This is a genomic window from Methanorbis furvi (assembly GCF_032714615.1).
Classification (GTDB): domain Archaea; phylum Halobacteriota; class Methanomicrobia; order Methanomicrobiales; family Methanocorpusculaceae; genus Methanocorpusculum; species Methanocorpusculum furvi.
Genome location: NZ_JAWDKA010000008.1, coordinates 65,332 through 89,375, shown reverse-complemented (window position 1 = coordinate 89,375; position 24,044 = coordinate 65,332). Strand labels below are relative to the sequence as shown.

General features: G+C 46.2%; 24 protein-coding genes. 10 read left to right on the top strand and 14 right to left on the bottom strand.

Features of this window, described 5'->3' with window-relative positions; all coding sequences use genetic code 11:
• Position 1: 1 nt before the first annotated feature.
• The 14 genes from lysA to McpAg1_RS07710 form a co-directional block, all read right to left on the bottom strand.
• On the bottom strand, positions 2–1,303 hold the full coding sequence (gene lysA / locus McpAg1_RS07775; RefSeq protein ID WP_338094746.1) for a diaminopimelate decarboxylase: 1,302 nt from the start codon (positions 1,301–1,303) through the stop codon (positions 2–4).
• A gap of 1 nt (position 1,304) precedes the next feature.
• A complete protein-coding gene (locus McpAg1_RS07770) occupies positions 1,305–2,462 on the bottom strand; it encodes an LL-diaminopimelate aminotransferase (RefSeq protein ID WP_338094745.1) in 1,158 nt (385 codons plus the stop codon).
• Between the two features lie 332 nt (positions 2,463–2,794).
• Positions 2,795–2,992: a hypothetical protein gene (locus tag McpAg1_RS07765; protein ID WP_338094744.1), complete on the bottom strand. Its 198-nt coding sequence runs from the start codon at positions 2,990–2,992 to the stop codon at positions 2,795–2,797.
• Complete coding sequence (locus McpAg1_RS07760; RefSeq protein ID WP_338094743.1) at positions 2,989–3,492, bottom strand: hypothetical protein; 504 nt, start codon at positions 3,490–3,492, stop codon at positions 2,989–2,991. The genes McpAg1_RS07765 and McpAg1_RS07760 overlap by 4 nt, the downstream gene beginning before the upstream one ends.
• Entirely contained in the window at positions 3,489–3,737 is a 249-nt protein-coding gene (locus McpAg1_RS07755; protein ID WP_338094742.1) for a hypothetical protein, read from the bottom strand. The genes McpAg1_RS07760 and McpAg1_RS07755 overlap by 4 nt, the downstream gene beginning before the upstream one ends.
• On the bottom strand, positions 3,730–4,275 hold the full coding sequence (locus tag McpAg1_RS07750; protein WP_338094741.1) for an HNH endonuclease signature motif containing protein: 546 nt from the start codon (positions 4,273–4,275) through the stop codon (positions 3,730–3,732). Before McpAg1_RS07750 ends, McpAg1_RS07755 begins: the two co-directional genes overlap by 8 nt.
• A complete protein-coding gene (locus tag McpAg1_RS07745) occupies positions 4,272–4,736 on the bottom strand; it encodes a hypothetical protein (RefSeq protein WP_338094740.1) in 465 nt (154 codons plus the stop codon). Before McpAg1_RS07745 ends, McpAg1_RS07750 begins: the two co-directional genes overlap by 4 nt.
• 352 nt (positions 4,737–5,088) lie before the next feature.
• Entirely contained in the window at positions 5,089–5,301 is a 213-nt protein-coding gene (locus McpAg1_RS07740) for a hypothetical protein (protein WP_338094739.1), read from the bottom strand.
• A gap of 693 nt (positions 5,302–5,994) precedes the next feature.
• Positions 5,995–6,414, bottom strand: a complete 420-nt coding sequence (locus McpAg1_RS07735) for a hypothetical protein (RefSeq protein ID WP_338094738.1) — start codon at positions 6,412–6,414, stop codon at positions 5,995–5,997.
• A 1-nt stretch (position 6,415) separates the two neighbouring features.
• A complete protein-coding gene (locus McpAg1_RS07730) occupies positions 6,416–8,410 on the bottom strand; it encodes an AAA family ATPase (protein ID WP_338094737.1) in 1,995 nt (664 codons plus the stop codon).
• 1 nt (position 8,411) lies between these two features.
• Complete coding sequence (locus McpAg1_RS07725; RefSeq protein ID WP_338094736.1) at positions 8,412–8,597, bottom strand: hypothetical protein; 186 nt, start codon at positions 8,595–8,597, stop codon at positions 8,412–8,414.
• A 76-nt stretch (positions 8,598–8,673) separates the two neighbouring features.
• Positions 8,674–10,752 (bottom strand): DEAD/DEAH box helicase family protein, encoded by a 2,079-nt coding sequence (locus tag McpAg1_RS07720; protein WP_338094735.1) that lies wholly within the window; start codon positions 10,750–10,752, stop codon positions 8,674–8,676.
• Between the two features lie 53 nt (positions 10,753–10,805).
• Positions 10,806–12,215 carry a DGQHR domain-containing protein gene (locus McpAg1_RS07715; protein WP_338094734.1) on the bottom strand — a complete coding sequence of 470 codons (1,410 nt, stop codon included), beginning with the start codon at positions 12,213–12,215 and terminating at the stop codon, positions 10,806–10,808.
• Complete coding sequence (locus McpAg1_RS07710; protein WP_338094733.1) at positions 12,212–13,273, bottom strand: B12-binding domain-containing radical SAM protein; 1,062 nt, start codon at positions 13,271–13,273, stop codon at positions 12,212–12,214. Before McpAg1_RS07710 ends, McpAg1_RS07715 begins: the two co-directional genes overlap by 4 nt.
• Before the next feature lie 373 nt (positions 13,274–13,646).
• Between McpAg1_RS07710 and McpAg1_RS07705 the strand changes: the two genes are divergently transcribed.
• From McpAg1_RS07705 to McpAg1_RS07660, 10 genes are all read left to right on the top strand, one after another.
• Entirely contained in the window at positions 13,647–14,162 is a 516-nt protein-coding gene (locus tag McpAg1_RS07705) for a hypothetical protein (protein WP_338094732.1), read from the top strand.
• A gap of 208 nt (positions 14,163–14,370) precedes the next feature.
• Positions 14,371–14,520 (top strand): hypothetical protein, encoded by a 150-nt coding sequence (locus McpAg1_RS07700; RefSeq protein WP_338094731.1) that lies wholly within the window; start codon positions 14,371–14,373, stop codon positions 14,518–14,520.
• 258 nt (positions 14,521–14,778) lie between these two features.
• Positions 14,779–16,164: an AAA family ATPase gene (locus tag McpAg1_RS07695; RefSeq protein WP_338094730.1), complete on the top strand. Its 1,386-nt coding sequence runs from the start codon at positions 14,779–14,781 to the stop codon at positions 16,162–16,164.
• Entirely contained in the window at positions 16,161–17,111 is a 951-nt protein-coding gene (locus McpAg1_RS07690) for an RloB family protein (protein WP_338094729.1), read from the top strand. The genes McpAg1_RS07695 and McpAg1_RS07690 overlap by 4 nt, the downstream gene beginning before the upstream one ends.
• A 202-nt stretch (positions 17,112–17,313) precedes the next feature.
• The gene (gene nifS, locus McpAg1_RS07685; protein ID WP_338094758.1) at positions 17,314–18,465 is read left to right on the top strand and encodes a cysteine desulfurase NifS; all 1,152 of its coding nucleotides are present in this window, start codon (positions 17,314–17,316) and stop codon (positions 18,463–18,465) included.
• On the top strand, positions 18,466–18,900 hold the full coding sequence (nifU, locus tag McpAg1_RS07680) for a Fe-S cluster assembly scaffold protein NifU (protein ID WP_338094728.1): 435 nt from the start codon (positions 18,466–18,468) through the stop codon (positions 18,898–18,900).
• A 778-nt stretch (positions 18,901–19,678) separates the two neighbouring features.
• Positions 19,679–21,916 (top strand): efflux RND transporter permease subunit, encoded by a 2,238-nt coding sequence (locus McpAg1_RS07675; RefSeq protein WP_338094727.1) that lies wholly within the window; start codon positions 19,679–19,681, stop codon positions 21,914–21,916.
• Positions 21,917–22,139: 223 nt separating this feature from the next.
• Positions 22,140–22,409 carry an acylphosphatase gene (locus tag McpAg1_RS07670; RefSeq protein WP_338094726.1) on the top strand — a complete coding sequence of 90 codons (270 nt, stop codon included), beginning with the start codon at positions 22,140–22,142 and terminating at the stop codon, positions 22,407–22,409.
• 33 nt (positions 22,410–22,442) lie between these two features.
• The gene (locus tag McpAg1_RS07665; protein WP_338094725.1) at positions 22,443–23,030 is read left to right on the top strand and encodes a pyruvate kinase alpha/beta domain-containing protein; all 588 of its coding nucleotides are present in this window, start codon (positions 22,443–22,445) and stop codon (positions 23,028–23,030) included.
• 5 nt (positions 23,031–23,035) lie between these two features.
• On the top strand, positions 23,036–23,908 hold the full coding sequence (locus McpAg1_RS07660; RefSeq protein ID WP_338094724.1) for a hypothetical protein: 873 nt from the start codon (positions 23,036–23,038) through the stop codon (positions 23,906–23,908).
• Positions 23,909–24,044: the final 136 nt, after the last annotated feature.

Sequence of the window (24,044 nt, the reverse complement as noted above, 5' to 3'; positions counted from 1 at the left end):
ATTATTTCCTGTGCCAGGACGGGTAAACAACCGTTGCCGTCATGTCCTCATAGGTTTCGGCACGGCGCATCAGCTCTGCCTTATCGCCGTTCACGAGAACCTCAGGACACCGCGGACGGCTGTTGTACTGCGAAGACATTGCATAGCCATATGCTCCTGCATCGAGAACCGCGACGATATCACCGGTCACGGTCTCCGGAAGGTTCCGGTCTGCTGCAAGAATATCGCCGGTCTCGCAGATCGGGCCGGTAACCGTTGCCGTGATTGTTGCGGGAGCGTCGGCTTTGTTGGCAACAACAACCTCGTGCCAGGAGTCGTACATCGCCGGGCGGATGAGGAGATTGAATCCTGCGTCCACATTGATGAAGGTCTTGTGAACGCGTTTGACCGAGTTGACCTTGGTCAGAAGCACGGTCGACTCGCCCACCATCCAGCGTCCGGGTTCGACCCAGAACGCAGGAGAGATTCCTGCTTCTTTGCAGGCCGCAACAAACACCGGCATAACGGCTGCTGCATACTCTTCCGGCGTTGGAGCAGCGTCCGGGTTTTCTCCGCGGTGATAGGGAATACCGAGTCCTCCGCCGAAGTCCACGAACTCCAGCTTCACGCCGAGTTTGGTGATTTCTTTTGCCACCTTCATAATGACGCCGCAAGCGATGGCGAAGGGTTCGATCTCAAGGATCTGGGATCCGATATGACAGTGCATGCCGACCGGAGTGATGTACTTGCAGGCAAGGGCTTGTTTGTATGCGTCAAGAATCATCTCCGCCGGAATACCGAACTTGCTGTTTTTGATGCCGGTTGCAATTTTTGGGTGCGTCGGGACGTTGATCTCCGGGTTGACACGGAATCCGATCTTGATGGGTTTTTTCAGCTCCTGCGTGATTGCGTCAAGCTGGTGAAGTTCGTCGACCGAGTCAACCGAGATTCTGATGCCGTGTTCTACTGCGGCACGAAGGTCTGCTTGGGTCTTTGAGCTGCCGTTGAAGAGCAGTTTGTCGGTTGGCATGCCGCCTTCCAGGGCTGCACGCAGTTCGCCGAGCGAGAAGACGTCAGCACCTGCACCTTCGCGTGCGAGGGTCTGGATGAGGACCGGGTTTTCGTTTGCTTTTGCGGCGTAGAGCAGCTGGACGTTGTCGACGTATTTTTTGAGGGCTGCTTCAAAGCGGCGGTAGTTTTTGATCACATGGCGTTCGTTGGTGACATAGAGCGGGGTGCCGAACTTTTCGGCGAGCCAAACAGTGTCAACGTCGCCGCAGTAGAGGTGGCCGCTTTTGATTGCGAGGGATTCCGGGAGTTTCATTTCAGGTACCTGTGATGCCGAGTTTTTTCATGCGTTCGATTGCTTCGTTGATGCGCCCGACGGGTCTGGTGATGGCGAAGCGGACGTAGCCTTCGCCGTTTGGTCCAAATCCGGTTCCGGGAGTGACAACGATTCCTGCTTCGTTGATCATTTTTGAGGTGAACTCAACTGCGTTCGGGACTTTCATCCAGACGTAGAACGTGGCTTTGGGGACATGGACTTTGAATCCAAGGGACTGTAAGCCTGCGACGAGTGCGTCGCGGCGTTCCTGATAGATGGCACAGGCTTGCGCCACGCAGTCCTGGGGACCGGTCAGTGCGGTGATTGCGGCACGCTGGATTGCGTCGAATGCGCCTGAGTCGATGTTGGTTTTGACGCGGCCGAATGCGCCGATGAGGTTGGCGTTGCCGACGGCCATGCCGATACGCCATCCGGTCATGTTGTAGGTTTTGGAGAGTGAGTGGGTCTCGATGCCGACGTCCATTGCTCCGCTTGCTTCAAGGAAGGAGGGGGCGATGTAGCCGTCGTAGGAGATTTCGGAGTAGGCGTTGTCATGGACGACGATGATGTCATGGTTTTTGGCAAATTCTACGGTTTCGTCGAAGAATTTCATGGGGGCTACTGCGCCGGTAGGGTTGTTGGGGTAGCCGATGAACATGAGTTTTGCGGTTTTGAGTACGTCTTTTGGGATTGCGTCGTAGTCAGGCAGGAAGTTGTTGCCTTCAAGAAGCGGCATGAGGTGACATTTTCCTTCAGCAAAGAGGGTTGAGGTTTTGTAGACCGGGTAGCCGGGGTCGGATGCGAGGACGTATTCGCCCGGGTTGACGAATGCTTCGGGGATGTGGGCGATGCCTTCTTTGGATCCGATTAAGGCGAGTACTTCTTTGACGGGATCAAGGGTGACGCCGAACCGGTTCTTGTACCACTGGGCGACTGCTTTGCGGTAGTCGAGCATGCCGAGGTAGTCGGGGTAGTGGTGGGTGGCTGAGTCGCGGGCTGCTTCGCAGAGCGAGTCAACGATGTGTTTGGGGGTCGGGAGGTCAGGGTCCCCTACACCGAGGTCGATAAGGTCAACGCCTTCGGCACGTTTCTGTGCTTTGATGGCGTCGATCTGGGCAAACAGATAGGGTGGTAAGTTGTCCAGGCGTTTTGCGTACATTATGTAAGTATGTTAGCGTTTGACATAGTTAAGAGTCACGGAAAGGGTGGTGTTTGCTTGAGTCTGCTGTCTGATTACCGCTTCGCAGCTCCGCCCACGGAAAACCAGAACACACGGAAATTTTACGAAAAAAACATCACGGAGCAGACGTGAGCAGCACGGAAATTTCACAAAAAAAGATCATGGAGCAAACAAGGACATAACAAAAATTCCAAAATAATTTTTCTTCCGTGTTGTTCACGTCTGCTCCGTGATGTTTTTTCCGTGATAATTCAGTGTGTTCCGTTTTTCCGTGGGCGGAGCTACGACGAACAAAAAATAAAAAAATAATTTCACAGCCGAAGCTTCTCCCGCATCTCCTCAGGCACGGAGACAACCGGACGCCTGATGCCGTGCGCTTTGAGAGCACTCTCGACCGAGCTGCGGGAACAGCCGACCCGCACAGAAATCTCCCGCACGGAGAGACCTTCCTGCACATAGCCCCAGAGGATGCGGCGGTCAACCAGCTCAGGATACTGATGCCAGATCATTCCTCCTCCTCGAGGACTCGGATGACGGTGGTTTTACCGGGTTTATACCTAACCCGAACAAAGGCTTCCGCCTCATTTGCCGGAAGTTCGCGGAACAGATCGCCCAGATTCACAAACTCAGCGGGGCGAAGCCGGTCAGCGCCCGCAACTTCGCGGGAAAGTTCATACAGCTTTCTTCGTCCAACAAATCGCTCCGCATCGGTTGCACGAATGCGGACGACTGCGTCGTAGATCGCGGGAAGGGCCGCACGAAGGGCAGCTCCGTCTACGAACCTGACCGGAACTGCCGGAGTCTGGATGCTGAAAGCATCAGACACCAGATGCTCGTCCTCGATCATCTGAAGAATCTCCTGATGACGGGCGTTGAGCAGTTCTGCGGCTGCGGTCAGAAGATACTCGATCTCCTGATGCCAGTAAGCAGATGCATAGGCATCTGCTTCAACTGCGGGACAGGGATAGGTTGCCGCGACACAGTCGAGAAGTTCGCTTGCGAGCTTCATTGTCTGTTCTCACCTCCCGTTTTCTCGACATTTCTGCGGAGAATGATAGCATTTGCCTCTCTTCTGCATCGGCAAAAGCTTTGCAGAAGATACTGCTCTTCAGGACTGGTCCGATACGCGAAACAGCCGCAGCGGGGACAGAGCAGAATCGGTTCGGTCGCCGGCAGTTCGTCGCCGAACTCAGGGATCCGAACCGCAGTCCCGCAGGAGGGACAGGTGTAGGTAGTCTCGCGGTAGTCAGTCATCAGAGACCTCCTTGTAGGTCAGGCGTTTGACGATGCGGCTGATGGTGGTGTGGCAGACGCCAAACTCGCGGGCAAGTTCGGTGAAGGAGGCAGACTCTTCGCGGTGACGCCTGCGGATTTCGCGAACTGCGGGATCGTCGAAGAAGCGAACACGATTCTTTCGGTTTTCTTCGGGTCGGACGAGTCTGAGGTTTTCAAGCCGGCAGTCAAAGCGGTTGTGGTTGATGTGGTCAACTTCAAGTGCGTAATCGACCGGGATTGCGAGGATGCCGTGCGCCGCAACCCAGATTGCACGATGCTTTTTGACATGGATGCGGACGCCTTTGACGATGACGTCTGCTTCGAGGTAGCCGTTCGGTTTTACGCGGAAGGGGACGAGGCGTCCGGTGCGGCGGTTGGTGATCTGGCCGCTGGCGAAGTCGTAGATCCATTCGCCGGTTGCGTGTTTGTACCATGCTGCGTAGTCGCCTGCGTGGATGAGGGGCGGCGGGGAGTAGCGTGTTGAGGGAGGGGAGATGAGGGAGAGGGCGGTGGTCATGGGTTTTCCTCCAGATAGGTGCGGGTGCGGGTTTCGGTTCGGTATGCGAGGAGTTCAGGTCGGTAGAGGGTTTCATACTCGCCTGCGAGTCGTTCGAGGTCGGAGGTTTCGGGGACGATTCCGGTTCTGTTGTACATTTCGCTTTTGAGTTCTTCGATGAGTGCTTCAAGGGCGATTTTGCTGCCTTTCATGGCGATTGCAGGGAAGGCGAGTTCGCTGAGGAGTGCGAAGAATACTGCTTCGGTCCGGTTTTTGTCGGTTGCGAGTTTGCGGATTTTTTCAATCCACTCTCCGGTGTTGAGTCCGTAGAGGGTGGTTTTTGCGACTGCGGCGATGTATCCAGAGCGGGTGGTGAAGCCTGCACTGTGGATGATTTCGTCGAGAAGATCGTTTTCTTCTTTGGTGAGTATCAGGTAGATGTGTTTTCGCATGATGATCTTGTGATGGAAAATTGATGCCACTTCTCACTTCTCACTTCTCTGGACCCACAACTGTTTGATGAGGGACTTGCACTCGTTCTTCTTCCCAGACAATACACACATTTATATACTTTTAGAAAGAAATATATAACACGAGAGTACTTACGGAGCACTGTTGTGTGTTTTGTGAGTGTGCGGGATTTTTTTTGGTTTGTGCGTTTGTTATTTTTGGATTGAGAAGTGAGAGATGGTATCATTTTGGTGGTTCAAAAAGGGTGAGTGACCGTTTCGGTTGTTGTCCGATACGGTGATTAGGTGGTGACGACAAATGAGTGAGTGTCTGTTCTGTTTCCTGCTTTGACTCGGGGAATGGGACGGACACGGTTTTTTGTTGTCATGGTTCCTTTTTGATCTGTGCAAGTCCTGTTTTGAGGATATGGCGGATGGCGTCGCTTCGTGCCATGCCGGTTGTGCGGATGGTGCTGACGATTTCGGCTGCCATTTCTTCGGTGGTGAGGACGTGGATGTTTACGGTGTAGGTCTGGCGGGAGGTTTCCTGCATGAGTTGACCGAGGTTTTTGCGGATTCGCATTCTTTGCTGTGTCATGGTAGTTTCTATGTGTGCGGCTGTGTTTTTTTGGGGGTGCCGCTTCCCCATTACTCTATGGGCTTTGCTTTGGTTTAACGAGTGGTTTTTCTGACACGTTTTGGTTGGTTTTTTGTGTTTTTGTGCGGTTTATGTGGCATTGTCCTGCTTTCTGCGGTACTTTTGCGTGTTCCCGCGTCTGCAATTTTTTTCAAAGGGCGTTCGCTTTTTGGAACTGTTTTTGGTTTTCTTTTGATGGTTTTTGTGCCGGGAGTTTGTGTCCCGTTTCCCTTGGTTGCACCGGATGGATTTTGTCCCGGCTGTCCTCAGCAGGGAATCCATGATGACATCCGGGCTCAGAGGATCTGTTCGCTCGTGATCGTGAGGCTTGTTCGCTGTTTTGGTTCCCGGGTGGGGTTTTGCGACCGGAGCTTCTCAGGATTGCTGCTGTGGGGTGGTTCTTCTTTGGGCATTGGTTTGATGCTAAGGAGAACTGGTACTGATGTGATTGGCGGGAAGGGTATATGAAAGGAGGGGCGCGTGGGGTGAAAGTGCTCGGGGGGGTGGAAAATTGTTATCGCATTTCTGATGAAATCAGGAAGTTCAAATCATATAAAAATCAATATACCAAACTAATACTCTGAAAAATCTCAGAAAAAAACATGGAAAAGATCAAAACACACACTCATATGCAAAATGAAAAAATGGAGATAATCATCGAGGGATATCTATCTCTGCAAGATACTCCTCTATCTCCAGCTGATAATTCCCGCTTCTATTTTTAAGATCTTTGTATAATACCTTAATTCCGGCATTTGCGTACTCTTCAGCGATTTGAAGAATTTCTTTCTCATTTTCTAAAACATCAATGGATTTTTTATCATACACGGCAAGAGATTTCAAGAGCACTTCATCAACTTCTTTCAGATAATCAGTTCTAAAATAGCCATCTCTTGAGGCAAGAGGCTTTCGTGGCAATCCATTTTTTAATGCATATGCAATGGCAAAGAGAAATAGATCGGAATTGCTTTTTTGGGCAAAAAAAGGAGAAAGTGATCCTAAACCCGTCTTGTCATTATATTTTTCCCGATCATTCGCATCAATATATACCCTATCAACTTCATTAAATGGCATCTTATATTTCTCCGACAGTGATTAATCTTGTTTCAGCTTCATCAGGAGAGAGCTCATACGTATATTTTTGACTTGCAATTGGCTCTATGACTTCCCGGATATTATCAGAGTACTCATCAGGAGTAAACAGCAAAATCATTTGTTTATCTTTACTCACATCGGCCAAAGCTCTTCCAAATGCCGCACGTTGTTCACTTGAAATTCGAGCAACTGGAGTATCAATAATAATTGGAGCCTCAAAACCAGATACCTTATGCAAGGCCATGGTAAATGCCAAGGCCAATAACTCGTTTTCTGCTTTACTAATACTCCCTAACACAGGCACATCATTCATGTCATAGAGCATGACACTGTAATCTTTTTCAATCTTAATTTCTTTAAAAGTCGACTTTTTCCAGATCATTTTAAAGAAAGCAGTATTAGTTTCCGTCTGAATATCATTACGAATATCATTCAAAATGTTCTCACGAGACTTATCTAAAATGCGGATTGCCTCTCCACATATCTCGTAAGATTGTTTTGATCTGTTTTTTTTATCCACTTTTGACGTTTCACGGTCCAAGTTCCTTTCAGCCTTATCAAATTCAATCTTGAGGCGATCTATTTCACTATCTAATGATCCCAAAGTTCGTACGGCATTGTATTTTGCCGTCTCTCGATCCTCACGTTCCTCCTGAAGTTTTCTGACCTTACCGTCGCTATAATTTTTTATGGAAAATGAAAGTTCACCCTTCCTTGCGTCAGCACTACTCAATTGCTCTTCATGCCGGTTGATACGTTCGGTAATCTCATCCAATTTATCTGGAAAAGATTCCTGGAACTCACGAATTGTATTGCCAAGTAACCAATCGATACCAAGTAACTCACTTGAAGTGGTCGTTGACATAGTATATGATTTCAAAAGGTTATCAATAAAGATCTCTGAGTTGGAATCAAGCTCACGTCCGCAGATGCTGCAATGATGTAATCGTTTAATTTCCTCAACAACATCCTTATTTTGTACTACGGGAATTTCTTTAGTTTGCCTCTTGCGATTAATTTCGCTCTTCAGAAGTATCATTGGTTGATAAAACTGCCATTTGATAAAATACTCATATACCTTATCACTTTTTGTTTTTTGATCTATAGATTGGGCTGATGAGATTGATGTTATATCCATATCGACTTTTAGTAAATCTGCTTCAATTTTCTTGATATCTGGAGTATGGATTAGCTCACTGCTAAGTTCCTGCAATCTTTTTTTATGATCCTCTATGATCTCCTTTGTTTGGGTGCGCTTCCTTTCATTTTCCTCCAACTTATTTTTGAAATCGTCACGTATTTCACCTAAATTTTCAATGGATAGATTTCCACCCTTTATTTGTTTTCGGAACTCAGTTTGAAGTGTGTCCAATCGACGTCTCATATCATCCAACTGGTCCAACTTGGAAATCCTTGCAATTGCAGTCTCAATTTTCCCCCCAGAACTATCCCTAAAATAATTATCCAGCCGCTCACCATCAAAAAGGAAATATTCACTAATTTCTTTTGGGACAAAACGCGATATCAAATTATTTGTACTTTCTGTGTCCTCGATTTCCCATGGATTCGCTCCGCCAAAACTCTGAAAAACAGATAATTTTGAATTTTCGGGACGAGGTACTCGCATTGAGGGGGATGTTGGATTAGATGCAGTTAGATCAAAATTCTGAGTCCTTTTGATGATGATTGTCTCCTTGTTAGTGGGATTTTGGATATGTATCTCCACAGAGACGGTTTCTTGTCGTTTACCTGAATTCCAACATGCTTTGTTAAGTATTGGCATACTTTGGTTCTTTATCGAGAGATATGGTTCTTCATTATAAAGACACCAATAAATTGCATTCAGAGTGTTGGTCTTTCCAACTCCATTTTTTGCAATGAAAAGATGAAGATCATTTTCTCCGCGTTTTTTAAATTCGACTTCGATATTTTTATGTTGGCGATAATTGGAAATTAAAATCTTCGTAATTCTCATATTATTCAGTTCCTTTCTCGCATCTTTTCTCAGAACATTTAAGAATTAAGTCTTTGTATGCTTCTTTATATCTCATTTTTTCTTCCAACTCAAGATCCCATAATCCCAATAGGAGGGCCTCCATCTCATCATCTGTTTTATTTTTCTGTATCTCCTCTCGAATTCTTACAGGCCCTGTTTTTGTCATTATTTCACCTAACGTGTCTCCATTATTTCAATAGATAATACCTAGCTTACCGAATTGATAAATATTGTGATATGTTTCATACATACAATTGAGACAATATTTCGTCACTATTTTGAGCACTCACACCAATGTAGCGGGCACGGTTCAATTCACTTGGAAGAATTGTACGAACACCATTCAAATTTTGACAGACAATAAAGTCATAAACTGTGGCCATCTCTTTTCCAGGAAAGTTTCGAATCAGTCTCCCCAATCTCTGAACATATTCACGTGGATTAGTACTGCTTGCAAGTATAATTCCTGTGTCTGCTGAAGGGATGTCAACTCCCTCATTTAGACACTGCATCGCCACAAGAGCTTGATATTTACCAGACTGTAAATCTCGAATTATTTCGTCACGTTCTGAGAGCCCGCATCCATTTTTGGCTGGCTTTGCACCTTCGGATTGGGTGAATTGATGATGACGGATGTTATGCGAATCCAAGATGGAAAGTATGGAAGAGAACTGGCCAGGATCTACAAATATGAGTGTATTCATAAGTGTTTTTGAGATATCTGAGAGTAATCTTTCAAACATGGGATATTTCTCATCACAGTTTTTAACAATATTAGCACGCTTAATAAGGAGTTTTTCTAAAATATCGCGATTTACATCTTTATCGGGATCACCATGATAAAATCGAGCGTTCTGAATTTGCGTAGAAAGCTCCTGATAGTCCAAGTACTCACCACGAGACAAATTTACGAAAATTGGGACGTACCTGTATGATGTTAGAAACATCATTCCAGTTGCAGGATTGATAGTTGTAATGGCTCTATCCAATGGAAATTCATAGAGGGTATCTCCAAAGAAGTCAAAAATAGCATCAGTACCTTCTTCGTCATATAGCCTGCGTGGAGTTGCACTCAGGGCGAGACGGTAATCATATAATGGTAACAGTCCTTTTTGCGCTCCCTCAGCTCCGGTTCCATGAGCTTCATCAGCAACAATACATACTTCAAAACGTTTCTTTTTACGACTAAGAATTTCGATGAACTTAGATGAAGAAAAAGTACGATGTGTCGTGATCAAGATCGCACTCTGTTTCCGCCCGAGATTTAGATGCGACAAAAGATCACTGAATTTATCTTTCCATGTACTTCCTAATTCATTAGAATTATAGAGAACATCAACGTCGAGATCAAATTTTCTGATTGACGTCTCCCACTGGTTTACTAAATGTACCTGAGGGCAGGTAATGACAATTAAGAGAGGAGATGTTCTTTCGAGCAATAACCTCTCTAGACACCCAATGGCTGTAAAGGTTTTTCCTGTACCTGTGGCCATTTCAAAGAGTCCGCGTTTTTCTGCTTCGAACCAACTATTAATTGCATCTTTTTGATAATCATACAATTTAATAGCCCGTTGGGATTGTTTTCTTTCGGCATAATATTTTTCGAGATCCAGATCATCAATGGAATTCGGGGCGACGGTTAATAATCTCTGATGGACAGCATCGGGAAGACTGACCGTTTTCACACATGGAGATTCGTTATTCCAGTATTTTTCGAAGGTTAAGGTGTCAATGTCAACGCATTTTTTATCCTTATCAGAACCCCAACTAAAAAACACCTTAAAATCCTCAATATTCCTAATTAATCCAGATCCTGTTTCATTATTTGAACCAGTAAATGTTAATGAATCACCCATTACATCTTTGATGTAACCAATTTTTGAGTGAAATAATGAAGCAGGATCGGAATTTCCGTTAGTGGTTATGGGTAAAGCAATTCGTATCTCTAATCGGTTATTTTTCAGCATCCAAGCAAGAGCTTTTACATGATCTTTGGTGAAAGATTCTTCAAGATCAAATGAATCCAATTCTTGAAGAAGATATTTTTCAAGTAAGATAGGATCACCAGACAAAATATCAGAAATACACTCAACATCCTTTTTTTCTAGATTTGGGGATGTCAATAATCTCATCACACCATCATTTTGAATTAATCCGTTGATACCCGAGGCTGTTATCGCCAAACTTTTTGATGAAAAATATCCTGATATTCGGTTATATTCAACTGCACAACCCAAAATAGGGATATAAAAATCATTTACAACATCATCACCCATTCCTGTAGAATAGGCATCATTTAAGCGTAAATCCTTCAACCCCATATGAAAGAAAATACGTTTTTTCAACATAAATAGATAATCAAAAGAAATGGTAGTTAAATTTTCTTTTGAAACGCCTCTTTTAATAATTCATATCCTCTTCCGGTTCCTTTTCTACCAATAAAATATCTAAATTCGGATGCATTAACAGACCAATCCAGATCCCCCAACAAAAGGATGTAGGGATAGACATCACTCTGGAGCAGTGGATTTTTCCCATCCTTCAGCATTTCATTCAATATATCTGCTGAAAGTGAATTCATAGGATACATTCCAATGGTTTTGGTCAATAAATACTGTTTGGTCTGCGCGAAAGCGTCTGGAAACACTTCTTTTACAGCCCCCCAGTATGCTTTCAAAAATTGCAATTTTTCTTCTTGGGAATATGCATGAAATGTGGGATTATCGTAAAGAGGTTTCAGAGAAGAAACAAATGATGTTAATGGGATCGGACGTTGAAGACCACTTGAGCCTCCGAGATTAATCAATCCATATAGTGGGGACCCTTCCTTGTTCAGTTCATTCACTATTGGAACGAGATCAACACGCCATCTATCCTTTTCAATTGCAGGAATTCCCGTAATACCAGCAGAAATCGTAAGATAGGCCAGTTCATCTTTCAATGAAGAACTTACCGACTTCTGAGTTTTATTAATCACGAAGAAGAAAGCACGTTCAACATCAATTGGTTTTATATCAGATAATGAATTTTTTTCCTGTAATTTTTTAATAATGAGTTGAGGATCGATGAGAAGAATAGGGATTTCGAATTTCAAAAACTCCGCATAACGATCCAAAATCATATCGCCATGATCTTTATTCTTTTTCCCTTCAGATCGAATTTCATAAAATAATTCGTAAAATCCCCCTGTTCTCTGCTGACCATCTATGAGAGAAATATTACCCGGAATGATTGGGATCTCCATTTGGCCATAATCATCACTAGTTGGAATGAATGATGACAGTTTGACACTCGCGATAATGGGGGGGACAATTGGAATGTCGCAGTTTTTCAAAAAATCTTTAATTTCTCTATTTTTTTCTTTAATTCGTTCGCGTTGATATCCCTCTAATCTATCTTCGTTCCATTGATCCACAGAACTCATCACTAATAACTCAGCAGGCCGAATCTTGCCAATAAACAAAGGAAGGCCTTTTTGGCTGAATTTCAGTACTGGGATAGTTAGATGTTTGTTATTGATAAGATTCGTCCACGAGAAAGTATTTTGAAAACTACCTGATTTCACCGAAGAGAGGTACATGTCTATGACCTCGATTTGATTCAAACTATCAGTTAAATCAAGTGTTTCTTGAGGATTTATCTGAAAAGAAGTGGCGACTTTATCTTCAAAAAACAACGCAGGGTCATTCCAACATACATCACAGACGCATTGTCCATCAGAATATGGACCATGTACTTTGTCAACAATCTTACGACCACAACAAGAACAAATAGTATTTTTCATTTTTGTTTCAACTCCCGTAGTTCAAATGCATCAGCAAAACCAAATGCGTTTGTAATTTTATCAACCAGTCCAGTATAGGCAGGAAATGCCCCGCCATATCCAATGACTCTCCTTGCAGCTTGAATCGCCTCTATTTCATCTATTGTCCAATTTGGAGAGACATAACTATTCTTTGTAATTGCACGAAGTGGTTCATATCTCATAGGGTAGCAAACAGCACCCCAGTTCAAAATATCTCGTGTTCTGTCAAAAAAATCCGCCGGGGTATCTGTATAATTGAACAATGTATATACGAAGATACTTCTTTTGGAGATTCCAGCTTGATGGAGATTTTCAATGGCATTGTAAACAGCATCTCTATCCTTTTTTGCATCATATGCAATGCGGATAGTACTATCCAATTTCAACTCACTAATTTTTATGGCGATATCTTCAGTAATAAGTCGTGCATCAATTCCCTGATTAAAATCAACATATTTGTCATATTCTCTAAGTTCTGCGAATATTTTGTCTTTGTGTGGGTTCAAGAGGAAGTTATTATCAAAGAGAATAATTCGGGAGTGGGCATCAACTACATAATCTTTGATGCTCTCTCTAGTTTTGCAAATTTTTCCTTCAATACGAGGTACTGCACAAAATCCACATTTTCTTCCGCATCCGCGAGATGTGAAGAGAATGCTTCCATCCCATTTCGGAACGAGAGAGTAATCAAGTGGCATGTTTTCGACTTTGTCACAAATACCCTGAATAATTACATCAGCACCGGAATATTTTGCATGGTCAGGCATTACTGATGCATAAATACCTCCAAGAATTATTTTTGATGCCGGATATTTTGTTTTGTATTGTCTAATTACGTCCCACACAGGACGCCATGTCCAAGTAAAAAGGCTAGTTACATAAATAAGGTCTGGTTCGTAGTCTAACTCTACAAAGCCTTTTACATATTGGACAGAATCTCCTTTTTGCTTATGATATGTAGAAAATTTAAGCAGGCCAACTGGCGGAAATTGTGTGTAATATTTTGGCTCCACCAATATGATTTTGCGATGTGACATCCTGAACCTCTCATATGAATTATAGACTTTCAATCTACATTAATCTCGTGATCTTTATTTATGGTGATCCTTGTATATACAGATCGTTATTTGTTCTTGCGAATTAGCAAATGTTTCCCGAGAAATATTCGGGTATACATTTCATTGTGCTAACCCACATGATATACCCCCTGTCAGAAATCCAGACAAAACTCATATTTATATATTTCCAAATACATAAATAGTAGTAGAGATTTGCGACCCAAACACCGCCGCAAATCTCCACCCTGCCGGCAGCAGATCACCCCCAAACCCGGGTACAAAAACACCCGAACCAACCACCAACAAACCAACCCCAACCAAAACAAACCCCAACAAAAAAGGACTCCCCACCATGCCCCTCGACTTCACCCCCACCTCTGTTGTGAAGGCCGCAAAACGCACCTTCACCGTACCGATCACCACTGCTGCCACCTTTGACGCCAACATCGCCGCACTCACCGCAGCCGACAACCCTCTTGGTGCAACCGCATACCAGACTGCGGGCGCATCCGTTGACGGTGTTACTGTCGCGAACGAGTATTACAAGGCGACTATTGCCTACCTCAACCCGCTCGGCGAAGTGATCGGTGCAATCGTCATTGACGCCCCCACCCGTTCTGCATATGACGCAGTCGTTGCCCACGTGCTCGCAGACGACGCCCTCACCGCAAAGTTTGCCGCAGACGCAGTCGCTGACCGCGACAACACCAAGGACTCCTGGAACGTCCGGCTCAAGATCCATGACCCGACCGGCGAGATCTACTTCCTCAGCTTCACCAGAAAGGATCTCAAGATCAGCTCTTACGAGAGCGATGCGATCCTCGCCAAGGTTGAGGAGTGGGCGGACGCACAAAATACACTCAACTAACCGCCCCGACACATTTGTAATGTGGGGTTGATCCCGCCCGTCGGGCGGGGCAACCCCACACAAATGTATCTGCTCGGAATCAGTCGCATGCCGCTTCGCGTCATGCTCCGCTCCCCTGCAAGCAGGGTCGCTCTGGTCCCTTCGGGACTCGGTGACCACGCTGATTGGGATTATTCAATCAGTAAACAACAAAAAAAGGAGAATCATTATGGACACTCTCACCACCATTCTTGTCATCGATATTGCAGCTCAAGGCATTGCCGGAGCTGTCCTCATCCTCGCAGGCCCCATCTACGCTTGGAACGATCGGTGGCTTGATCGTACTCATCGGACAACTGCCGATGAGGATAAGAACTAAGACATTCAATCGACAGAACGCCGATGAAGATCGGGAATGAAAATTCCCGAAACTATTTTTTCGTAAAAATTATTTTTTCCCGATCAACCGTCATTAACCGAGTCCGAAACGGGACGTAGGCAGATCACTCCAACTTACTACTACCCCTACCGACACATATATGTGAAATAATCACAAATACATACAATTGAACACCCATAACCCAGACTATTAAACCAATCACAAACGAAAAAATCACACATTTAAAAGAGATAAACCATGCTCATCAACTTCAGCGTCGCCAACTTCCTTTCCTTTAACGACCGTCAAGAACTCTCTATGATCAGTGGAAAAGTCAGAAGAAAAGCTGAACACATCCAAAACGACAAGAATCTCAAACTCCTCAAATTCGCCGCAATATTCGGAGCAAACGCATCCGGCAAATCGAATCTCGTATCCGCATTCGACTTTTCCCAGGCACTCATTCTCAATGGATTCCCACCAGGTGCCATCAATGAATACTGCAAAATCAATCCTGAAAACAAAACAAAACCCAGTACATTCGAGTTCGAAATAAAAATCGGTAAAAATTACTATGCCTATGGATTTGACGTCATAATCAACCAGCGAACCATCACCGGTGAATGGCTCTATCAGCTAAACCCAAAACAACCCGAAAACCTCATCTTCGAACGGGAACCGCAAAAAGGTATCTTCAATCTTGGTCAGAAATTTAAGACCTCAGAACTTGACACAGTAGCCACGTTTCTGAAAACCAACACCACAAAACTCTACCTCCACGAAATCAATGAAAACAAAGGTGACCTCTACGAAACACACCCAGAAATAATCGCCCTCAGAGACGTATATCGTTGGTTCAGGGACCAACTCAATATCAACTATCCAGGCTTCCCTCTGCTTCAGTTACCTTATCTCATCGACAAAAACAACCTCCCAAAAATCAACACCATCCTTACTTCTCTGGGCCTTGGCATTGACGCACTTGAGATCGTCTCTACTGAAATGATAGAGATCCGACAATTCTTCAAAAACCGACCGGAAGAATTTCTCAAAATACTCACTGATCTTGCAGAAAAAATACAGATCGCAAAAAATAATGGAGAAGCCCATCCCGAAGCTGGAATCATGCTTCGGGCACCGCGAGAATTTTTCATCCTCCGTATGGGAGAAGATACCAGCAATCCCATCGCCGAGAAACTCCGCTTCCAACACAAAGGAAACAACGCATGGTTCGATCTCAAAGAAGAGTCTGACGGCACTCGACGCATGATCGAACTCCTTGACCTCATATTTGCTGCTGAATCCGGCAACAGTAAAGTCTACATCATCGATGAAATCGACCGAAGTCTTCATCCCCAACTCACGTATCGTCTCATCGAAACCTATCTGAATCTTGTAGACAGAGGCGACATGCAGCTTATCGTGACCACACATGAGTCACATATCATGGACCTACGACTCCTCAGACGTGATGAAATCTGGTTTGTTGAGAAAAATCGCAATGGGGAATCAAAACTTTACTCTCTGGACAAATTTACTGCCAGATTCGACAAAAAAGTCGACAAAGCCTATCTGGAAGGGAGATACGGCAGTGTTCCAGTCTTTGATACCTTCTTCCCCATGCATGCGCAGGAGCAGACATGAGGATTCACAGGAACGGTATCTCCCCTCGTCCAGGATCACAGTCCCCCCAAATCGATCCGCTTCCACAGTACTTTCTGGCGTTTGAAGGAGTGAAAACTGAATATCAATATTTTTTTGGCATACAGAGTAGGCAGGAGTCACTCGGATTCTCAGCACTGAAAGATATCACACTGCTTCAAAGACACGCCACTAAGGAGCAGCAAAGCAATCCTGCGAAATTTCTCCCGCTGGTATTACAAAGTCTGGAGGAATACAAGACAGGATCATTCAGCGTAAAAACGATCGTCGAGCATGCAGTTGACTGGCTAATTCTGAAAAATCATCTTCCAAAGAAGGGATGTACCAAGCAAAAAATGTTGGAAATATTGCTGGAGAATCTTGAGAATGATAGATATTCTCCAGATTCGCCGATCACAGACTGGGATGAGCTGACGCAAAAACTCCACGATCATCTGATTGATCTCTATAAAATCCGCATTTCCGCCGAATCCATCAGGGACTTTCATATCTATTTGAAACAGCAATTTGTTACCTATAATCCCAGATACGACAAAGTCTGTATTATCGTGGATCGAGATCCGGAAAGTTTTACCAGCAGTCAATATGATTCAGTTCTTGCCCTCTGTAATGAGAAGAAAATATCACTCCATCTTTCAAATCCGTGTTTTGAGTTCTGGCTGCTGCTGCATTTTCCAAAAGTTCATGAACTTGATTCTGAAGAAATGCTGGCTAACAGAAAAATCAGTATCCACAAACGCTTTCTGGAAAATGAACTCCAAAAAATTCATCCAGAATTTCGAAAAAATAATCTCAAGTTCGGTCTCTTTGCAGATCATATCGATGATGCAATTGAAAATGAATCTCATTTCTGCGAAGAACTTTCCGGACTGAAGACCGAGCTTGGAAGTAACATTGGAAAACTTCTCTCAGAGATGAGATCATCGTGACTCACGAAGTAAGGAGTTAAACACGACGAAACGACGTGTGGAAGGCATGCGATCCGCGTTTCAAAAAAAACCACCCCCTTGTCAATACCCGCACATCCTTATCTCTTCAAATACAATGAACAACATTATATTACTACCAAACCAATTCACAGCGTGAATACTTACCCCTGAGGTGACCGAAACGGATCAAAAAATCATCTACATGGACCATGCCGCAACCACCTATGCGGCACCGGAAATCGTAGCGGAAATGCTCCCCTACTTCTCCGAAAAGTTCGGCAACCCATCATCAGTCTACAACATCGGACAGGAAAACAAAACAGCAGTTGACGCTGCCCGTGCAAAAGTAGCAGCCGCCATCAACGCCGAACCAAACGAAATCTACTTCACCGCAGGAGGCTCAGAATCCGACAACTGGGTACTCAAAGGAGTAGCATTCGCCAACAGCAGAAAAGGAAAACACATCATCACAACAGCAATCGAACACCACGCAATCTTGCACGCAGGCGAATGGTTACAGTCGCAGGGCTTTGACGTAACCTACCTGCCGGTCGACAAATTCGGCATGGTATCGCCCGCTGACGTTGAAAAAGCCATCAGACCAGACACCATCCTCATCTCGGTCATGTACGCCAACAACGAAGTAGGAACCATCCAGCCGATCAAAGAAATCGGTTCGATCGCCAAAGCCCACAACATCTACTTCCACACCGACGCAGTACAGGCAGTCGGCCATGTCCCCATCGACGTCAAAGCCGAACACATCGACATGCTCTCCCTCTCAGGCCACAAATTTTACGGACCAAAAGGTGTAGGCGCTCTCTACATCAGAAAAGGCGTCCGCATCCAGAACCTCATCCATGGCGGAGCACAGGAAAGCAAACACCGTGCAGGAACCGAAAACGTCCCCGGAATCGTCGGGCTCGGCGCTGCCATTGAACGTGCAGTCCAGAAAATGCCAACCGAAGCACCGCGTCTTGCCAAAATGCGGGACAAACTCGCGACCGAACTGCTGAAAATTCCGGCAAGCCACCTGAACGGCCATCCGACACAACGGCTGCCGAACAACGTCAACATCACCTTTGAGTACATCGAAGGCGAAGGAATTCTCCTCCTCCTCAACATGTTCGGCATCTGCGCTTCAACCGGAAGTGCCTGCAACTCCGCATCGCTCGAACCCTCCCACGTTCTTACCGCCATGGGCGTTCCGCACGAGATTTCCCACGGCTCAGTCCGTCTCACGGTCGGCGAGCTAAACACGGATGAAGACGTGAACTATGTTCTGGAAAAACTGCCGGAGGCAATTCACAAACTCAGATCAATGTCCCCTCTTACCCCTAAGGAGCTGAAGTAAATGTACAGTGAAAAAGTTATGGACCATTTTATGAACCCGCGCAATGTGGGAACCATCGACAACCCTGACGGTGTCGGCGAGGAAGGAAATCCTTCCTGTGGCGACATCATGAAGATGTATCTCAAAGTCGAGAACGATGTCATTCTTGATGCGAAGTTTCAGACGTTTGGCTGCGGGGCGGCTATCGCTTCAAGCAGCATGGCAACCGAGATGATCAAGGGAAAGACCCTCGAAGAGGCCTGGCAGCTCTCAAACATTGCGGTCGCTGAGGCACTGGACGGACTGCCGCCAATCAAGATGCACTGTTCGGTTCTTGCTGAGGAGACCATCCATAAAGCAATCAATGATTATCTGGTAAAAACCGGCAGAGAACCCTGGGGAGAGCCTGCGGCGTGTTCTACCTGCGGTCATGACTGCGATACCTGCGGGGAATAATTTTTTTTTACTTTTTTTATTTTCGTTCCGCCCTTTCACCGCTTCGTTGCTCCGCCCACGGAAAAGCGGAACACACAGAAATTTCACGGAAAAAATCACCGGAGCAGACGTGAACAACACGGAAATATATTCAGGATTAATCGAGAGAAAGCGTCGTGCGTTTCAAAAATTCAATAGAAATTACGCGGGATGAAATAGCATAAGGAAAAGGGATTCTCTGTCCTTGGTCTCGCTTGGAGTAACCACGGAACACACTGAACACACGGAATTCCACGGAAAAAAACACAGAATACCGCTTCGCTTACGGAAAACACGGAAAACCTAAGGAAATTGGAATTTCAAAGCGGTGACCTATACACATACCCATACTCTTAGGCTTTCCGTGTTTTCCGTAAGCGAAGCGGTATTCTGTGTTTTTTCCGTGGAATTCCGTGTGGTCAGTGTTTTCCGTGGTTACTCCAAGCGAGACCAAGGACAGATAAATCCCAAAACAATGAAACTCATCGTCGCGTAACTCTTATTCAAGTTCCGTGATGTTCACGTCTGCTTCGTGTTTTCTGTTTTTCCTGCGAAGCAGTGAGCAGGCCGAAGGCATGCGAATCGTGGGCGGAGCGGCAAAGCGGCGAAATGGCGGAGCAACAAACCGAGTTATGACCAGCATCCCTAAAAACACTTCCATACTACCATAATTTTCTCAAAATCTTTTGGGTAGCAACTCTACCTTTAAGGGAGCGGACGCAGTATCTTTCATCAGACAACAGGACTCAGGGGCTTTTTCATGATATCACCGTTTGAGAGGATCAACCACTTCATCAACAAATATCCGTTTATTGTCGGCTGTATACTCATCCTCCTCGTATTAGTCAGCGTCTATGGCTCAACAAGCATCACCATGAGCACCACCATTCAGATGCCTGACAAAAACGACCACGCCGCATACATCTTTCAGGACTACCTCGACAACTTCGAAACCGACCCCATCATCCTGATGGTCCAGGGCGACGACGTTCGTGACGTCAATATCATGAAAAGCGTCGTTTTGCTCGAACAGCTCATGCGGCAGGAAAACGGCGTCACCAACGTCGAAAGCGTATATGACATCGTCATCAGCTACACAGGCGGCGTAGCTCCTGCCAATCAGGAAGTGGCAAACGAAATCTTTGCACAAATTCCTGACGACGTCCTCTCCTCCAGCATGCCAGATCATCAGCTGCTGCTTGTTGAAATCACCACAACATTCGGCATGGCAGACGACCAGCAGATGAGTCTGCTCAACGGACTGGAAACCCTTCTGCCCCTCGTCGACCTGCCGCCGGGAGCAACCCTGACCTTTGCCGGAGACGCAGCGCTCAACAATGATATGGGATCCACGCTCACCACCGAAGTTGGAAAACTGCTTGGAGCAGCATTCATCCTGATGCTGACCGTGCTTCTGGTACTGTTCCATCACGCACGCTACACCCTGCTGTCCATTGTTTCCGTGCTGAACGGCCTATTGATGACATTCGGCATTATGGGCCTCCTCAACATCCCTCTTTCGATGGCAACCTTAGGCGCTCTGCCGATTCTTCTTGGCATAGGCGTTGACTATGCAATTCAGTTTCACTCACGGTTCGATGACGAAATACGAGAACACCCGCTCGCGGAAGCGCTCAGAACCACCATCACCAAAACCGGTTCGGCAGTATTTTTCGCCATGATTGCAAGTGCTCTCGGCTTTGTGGCAATGCAGGTCTCAACCCTTCCTGACATTCGCCAGTTTGGCATGGTCGCCATTCTCGGACTTGCCTGCTGTTATATCTCAGCAATGCTCATCATCCCTTTGGTTGCAATCCTCACCGATTACAAACCAAAACCGATCAAAGTTCCGGGACCCGGAGAAAAACCTCCGATGACAGTGCGCTACAATGAGTTTCTCAGAAAAGCAGCTCTTCATATCACCAAGTATACGATACCGATCCTGTTGATTTTGTGCGTGATCGGTGTTGTCGGACTGTATGTGGACGAAGAGATCCCGATCAACACTGATATTGAGACCTATGTCCCAGCAGACATGCCGGCACTCATCAACATCAATACGGTCACAAGCGCAATAGGCGATCTTGACGGAATGCAGGTTGAGGTTACCGGTGGAAATCTGCTGAGTCCTGACACCCTTGAGTGGATGTATACTTGGGGAAACAACGAACTTGTCGCGCATGAGTGGCGGTTCATCAGTGTAACAAGCATTGCAACTCTCATTGCGGACGCAAATGACGGAGTACTCCCTGCGTCCCAGGAAGAGATCGATGAGATTCTCCTCACGATTCCTGAGGCGAAACAGAGGATGTATCTGAACGGCGGACAGACCGCAGTTATTTCGTTTGGCATGAACTCGATCTCTCAGGAGTTGGCCAGATCCCTTACTGAGCAGGTAACAAGCGATATTGCGTTCTATCAGCCGCCGCCGGGAGTGGAGGCGGTTGTTACCGGAGCTCACTACTCGGATCTGGAGATGATGAAGGAGATGAAGCTTGGTAAGCTGCAGATGACGGTTCTCGCATTCATTGTGATCTTTTTGTTCCTGACAGTCCTCTACCGGAGCATGGGGAAGGCGTTTGTTCCTCTGATTCCGATTGTGATGATTATCGGCTGGAACGGGGCGGCGATGTACATTCTGGGCATTGAGTACAATGTTCTGACGGCGACGATGGGGGCGATGACGATCGGTATAGCTGCTGAGTACTGTATCATGATGGTGGAACGTATCTATGAGGAGATGGAGACAAATGACACGGTAACTGCAGTACAGAATGGCACGGGAAAGATTGGTTCGGCAATTACGGTCTCTGCCTGTACGACGATGGCGGCATTTACCGCTCTGACGGTCTCGGATTTTCCGGTGATCAGTATGTTTGGCGTGGTGACGGTCATTGCAATGGGCTTCACGCTTTTTGGAGCAATCGTTGCGGTTCCTGCGGCAGCGTCGATTGTTCTTCGCGGTGAAGGGAAGGGGGATGCTCAGCCGCGGCTCTGAAAGCGTGGTTCGCGTTTCGCAGCTCCGCCCACGGAAAAGCGGAACACACGGAATTCTCAAACAAATTTATTTCCGTGTTGTTCACGTCTGCTCCGTGATTTTTTTTCGTGAAACTCCGTGTGTTCCGATTTTCCGTGGGCGGAGCAGAACGTAAGACGGAAGTTTATCATGAGCGAAACCAAAACAAGTATGTATCCGATTTGGGATAATCAGGGTAACCAAGATGAAAACGATGGAAATTCTCTTCTCCGGAAAAGTACAGAAGGTAGGCTTTCGTGCCTGTGTAAGAAACGCAGGTCAGAATCTCGGCCTTGTTGGGGAAGTGGAGAACCTGCCGGACGGACGAGTGCGTGCTCTTGTGACCGGAGAGGAAGTAATCATTGAAAAGTTCCTCGCAACGATCTACTCCTGTCCGCGTGCGATCATCCGCGAAGTTTCCGCAACCGAGTACGTCTTCACCGAGTTCTCCGACTTCTCCGTGAGGCGCGAGTAAGCGAATCCGTCAGAAAAAAATAGAGAAAGATCTATGAAACTTACGAAAACCATTACCTACTTCGACGGTCCTGGACCGAAAAATACCGCAGACTGTGCAGAACTTGCCGTGGAACGTGCAAAAGAACTCGGCATCACAGAAATCGTTGCAGCAAGTTCTGGCGGCGCGACCGCGCGGGAGTTTGCCGAGGCCGTGAAAGGAACCGGCATTCGTCTGGTAATTGTAACACATGCGTTCGGATTCTCCGAGCCGGGTGTCTGGGAGTTTGACGCAGAACTTGCCAAAGAACTGCGGGCGGCAGGACATGCCGTCATCTGTGGAACGCACGCCCTCTCAGGCCTCGAACGCGCCTTATCACGCTCGCCCCGCGTCGGTGGCGGATCGCGCACCGAAGCAATTGCCGAAGCATTCCGCAGAACAATCGCGGTTGGTCTCAAAGTCGCGGTTGAGTGCGTACTGATTGCAGCTGATCAGGGAGCTGTCGGCATAACCAACGAGGTCATTGCGGTTGGCGGCACCGCTGAAGGCGCAGACACTGTCCTTGTCATTCGTCCTGCCCACACCGCGGCATTTTTTGACCTGCAGGTCAGAGAGATTGTCGCAATGCCCAGAAACAGGTGAAAGATATGGCAATTCAATCACTCGGACAGGCTTTTTCATGGATGGCAAAAACGCCGCTGGTATGGCTGAGCGGAGTTGCGTCAGCAGCAATTCTGATGCTTGGCTGGTACTTGTACACAACTATCGGTGTCATGACAGCAGTATCGGTTGTTACAGTACTGCTGTTTGTGCTTCCCGCGTTTCTTGCAGGAACTTACGGCATTATTTCAGAAAACAGCACTTCTGCTGCTTTGTTCGGCAGATATGCAGTTACCGGATACTTCCGCTGTCTTCTGCCGATTCTGCTGACCATTCTGATCGCCTGGCTCATCTGGCAGTTTGTCGCCTATCTGCTGATGGCGTTCGGCATGAATCTGATGGCTTCAACTCAGGCAGCGATGTTCATCTTTATTCCGGTAATTTTCTTCTGCTACTTTGCTGATGTCACCGCAGTGGTCAACAAACTGCGAATGTTTCAGTCGATTAAGGACAGTTTCCTCAGAGTGATGAACGGGTCGATTTTCACCGCGGTATTTTATCTGATAAATGTGATGATTCTCCTTGCCTCATCGTTTGTGGCATCATTTATCTGGACAACTCTTGCGGCAGATCAGCTGATGCCGCTCGTGAATATGACAGAGACCGAACTTCTTGCAATAACTCCTGAAGAGATGCTTGCTCTCTTTTCTGAGCCAGGGGTAATTTTTGCAACCTTTGTCACGCTTGCCTTGTGTGCACTGATACTTGTCCCGCTTTTTACGGTCTACAAAGCGGTTTACTTCAAAAAGACCGCACCGATTCAGCTGCCGACCAGAGAGGAGTTTGCTGCGGCAACTGCAGCAGCAGCTGAGCAGGAAGGCGAGTATGATGAGAAGGGACGCTGGTACAAGTATAAATAACGCGCCGTGAACTCTGAAACGCGAATAGCACAAATAGCGCGAATAACGCGAATAAAAAAATCGCCAATGGCGATTTTTCAAAAAAATAATTTTGGTAATTTTTTAAAAACTATCAACGGCGATTTTTCAAAAAAAT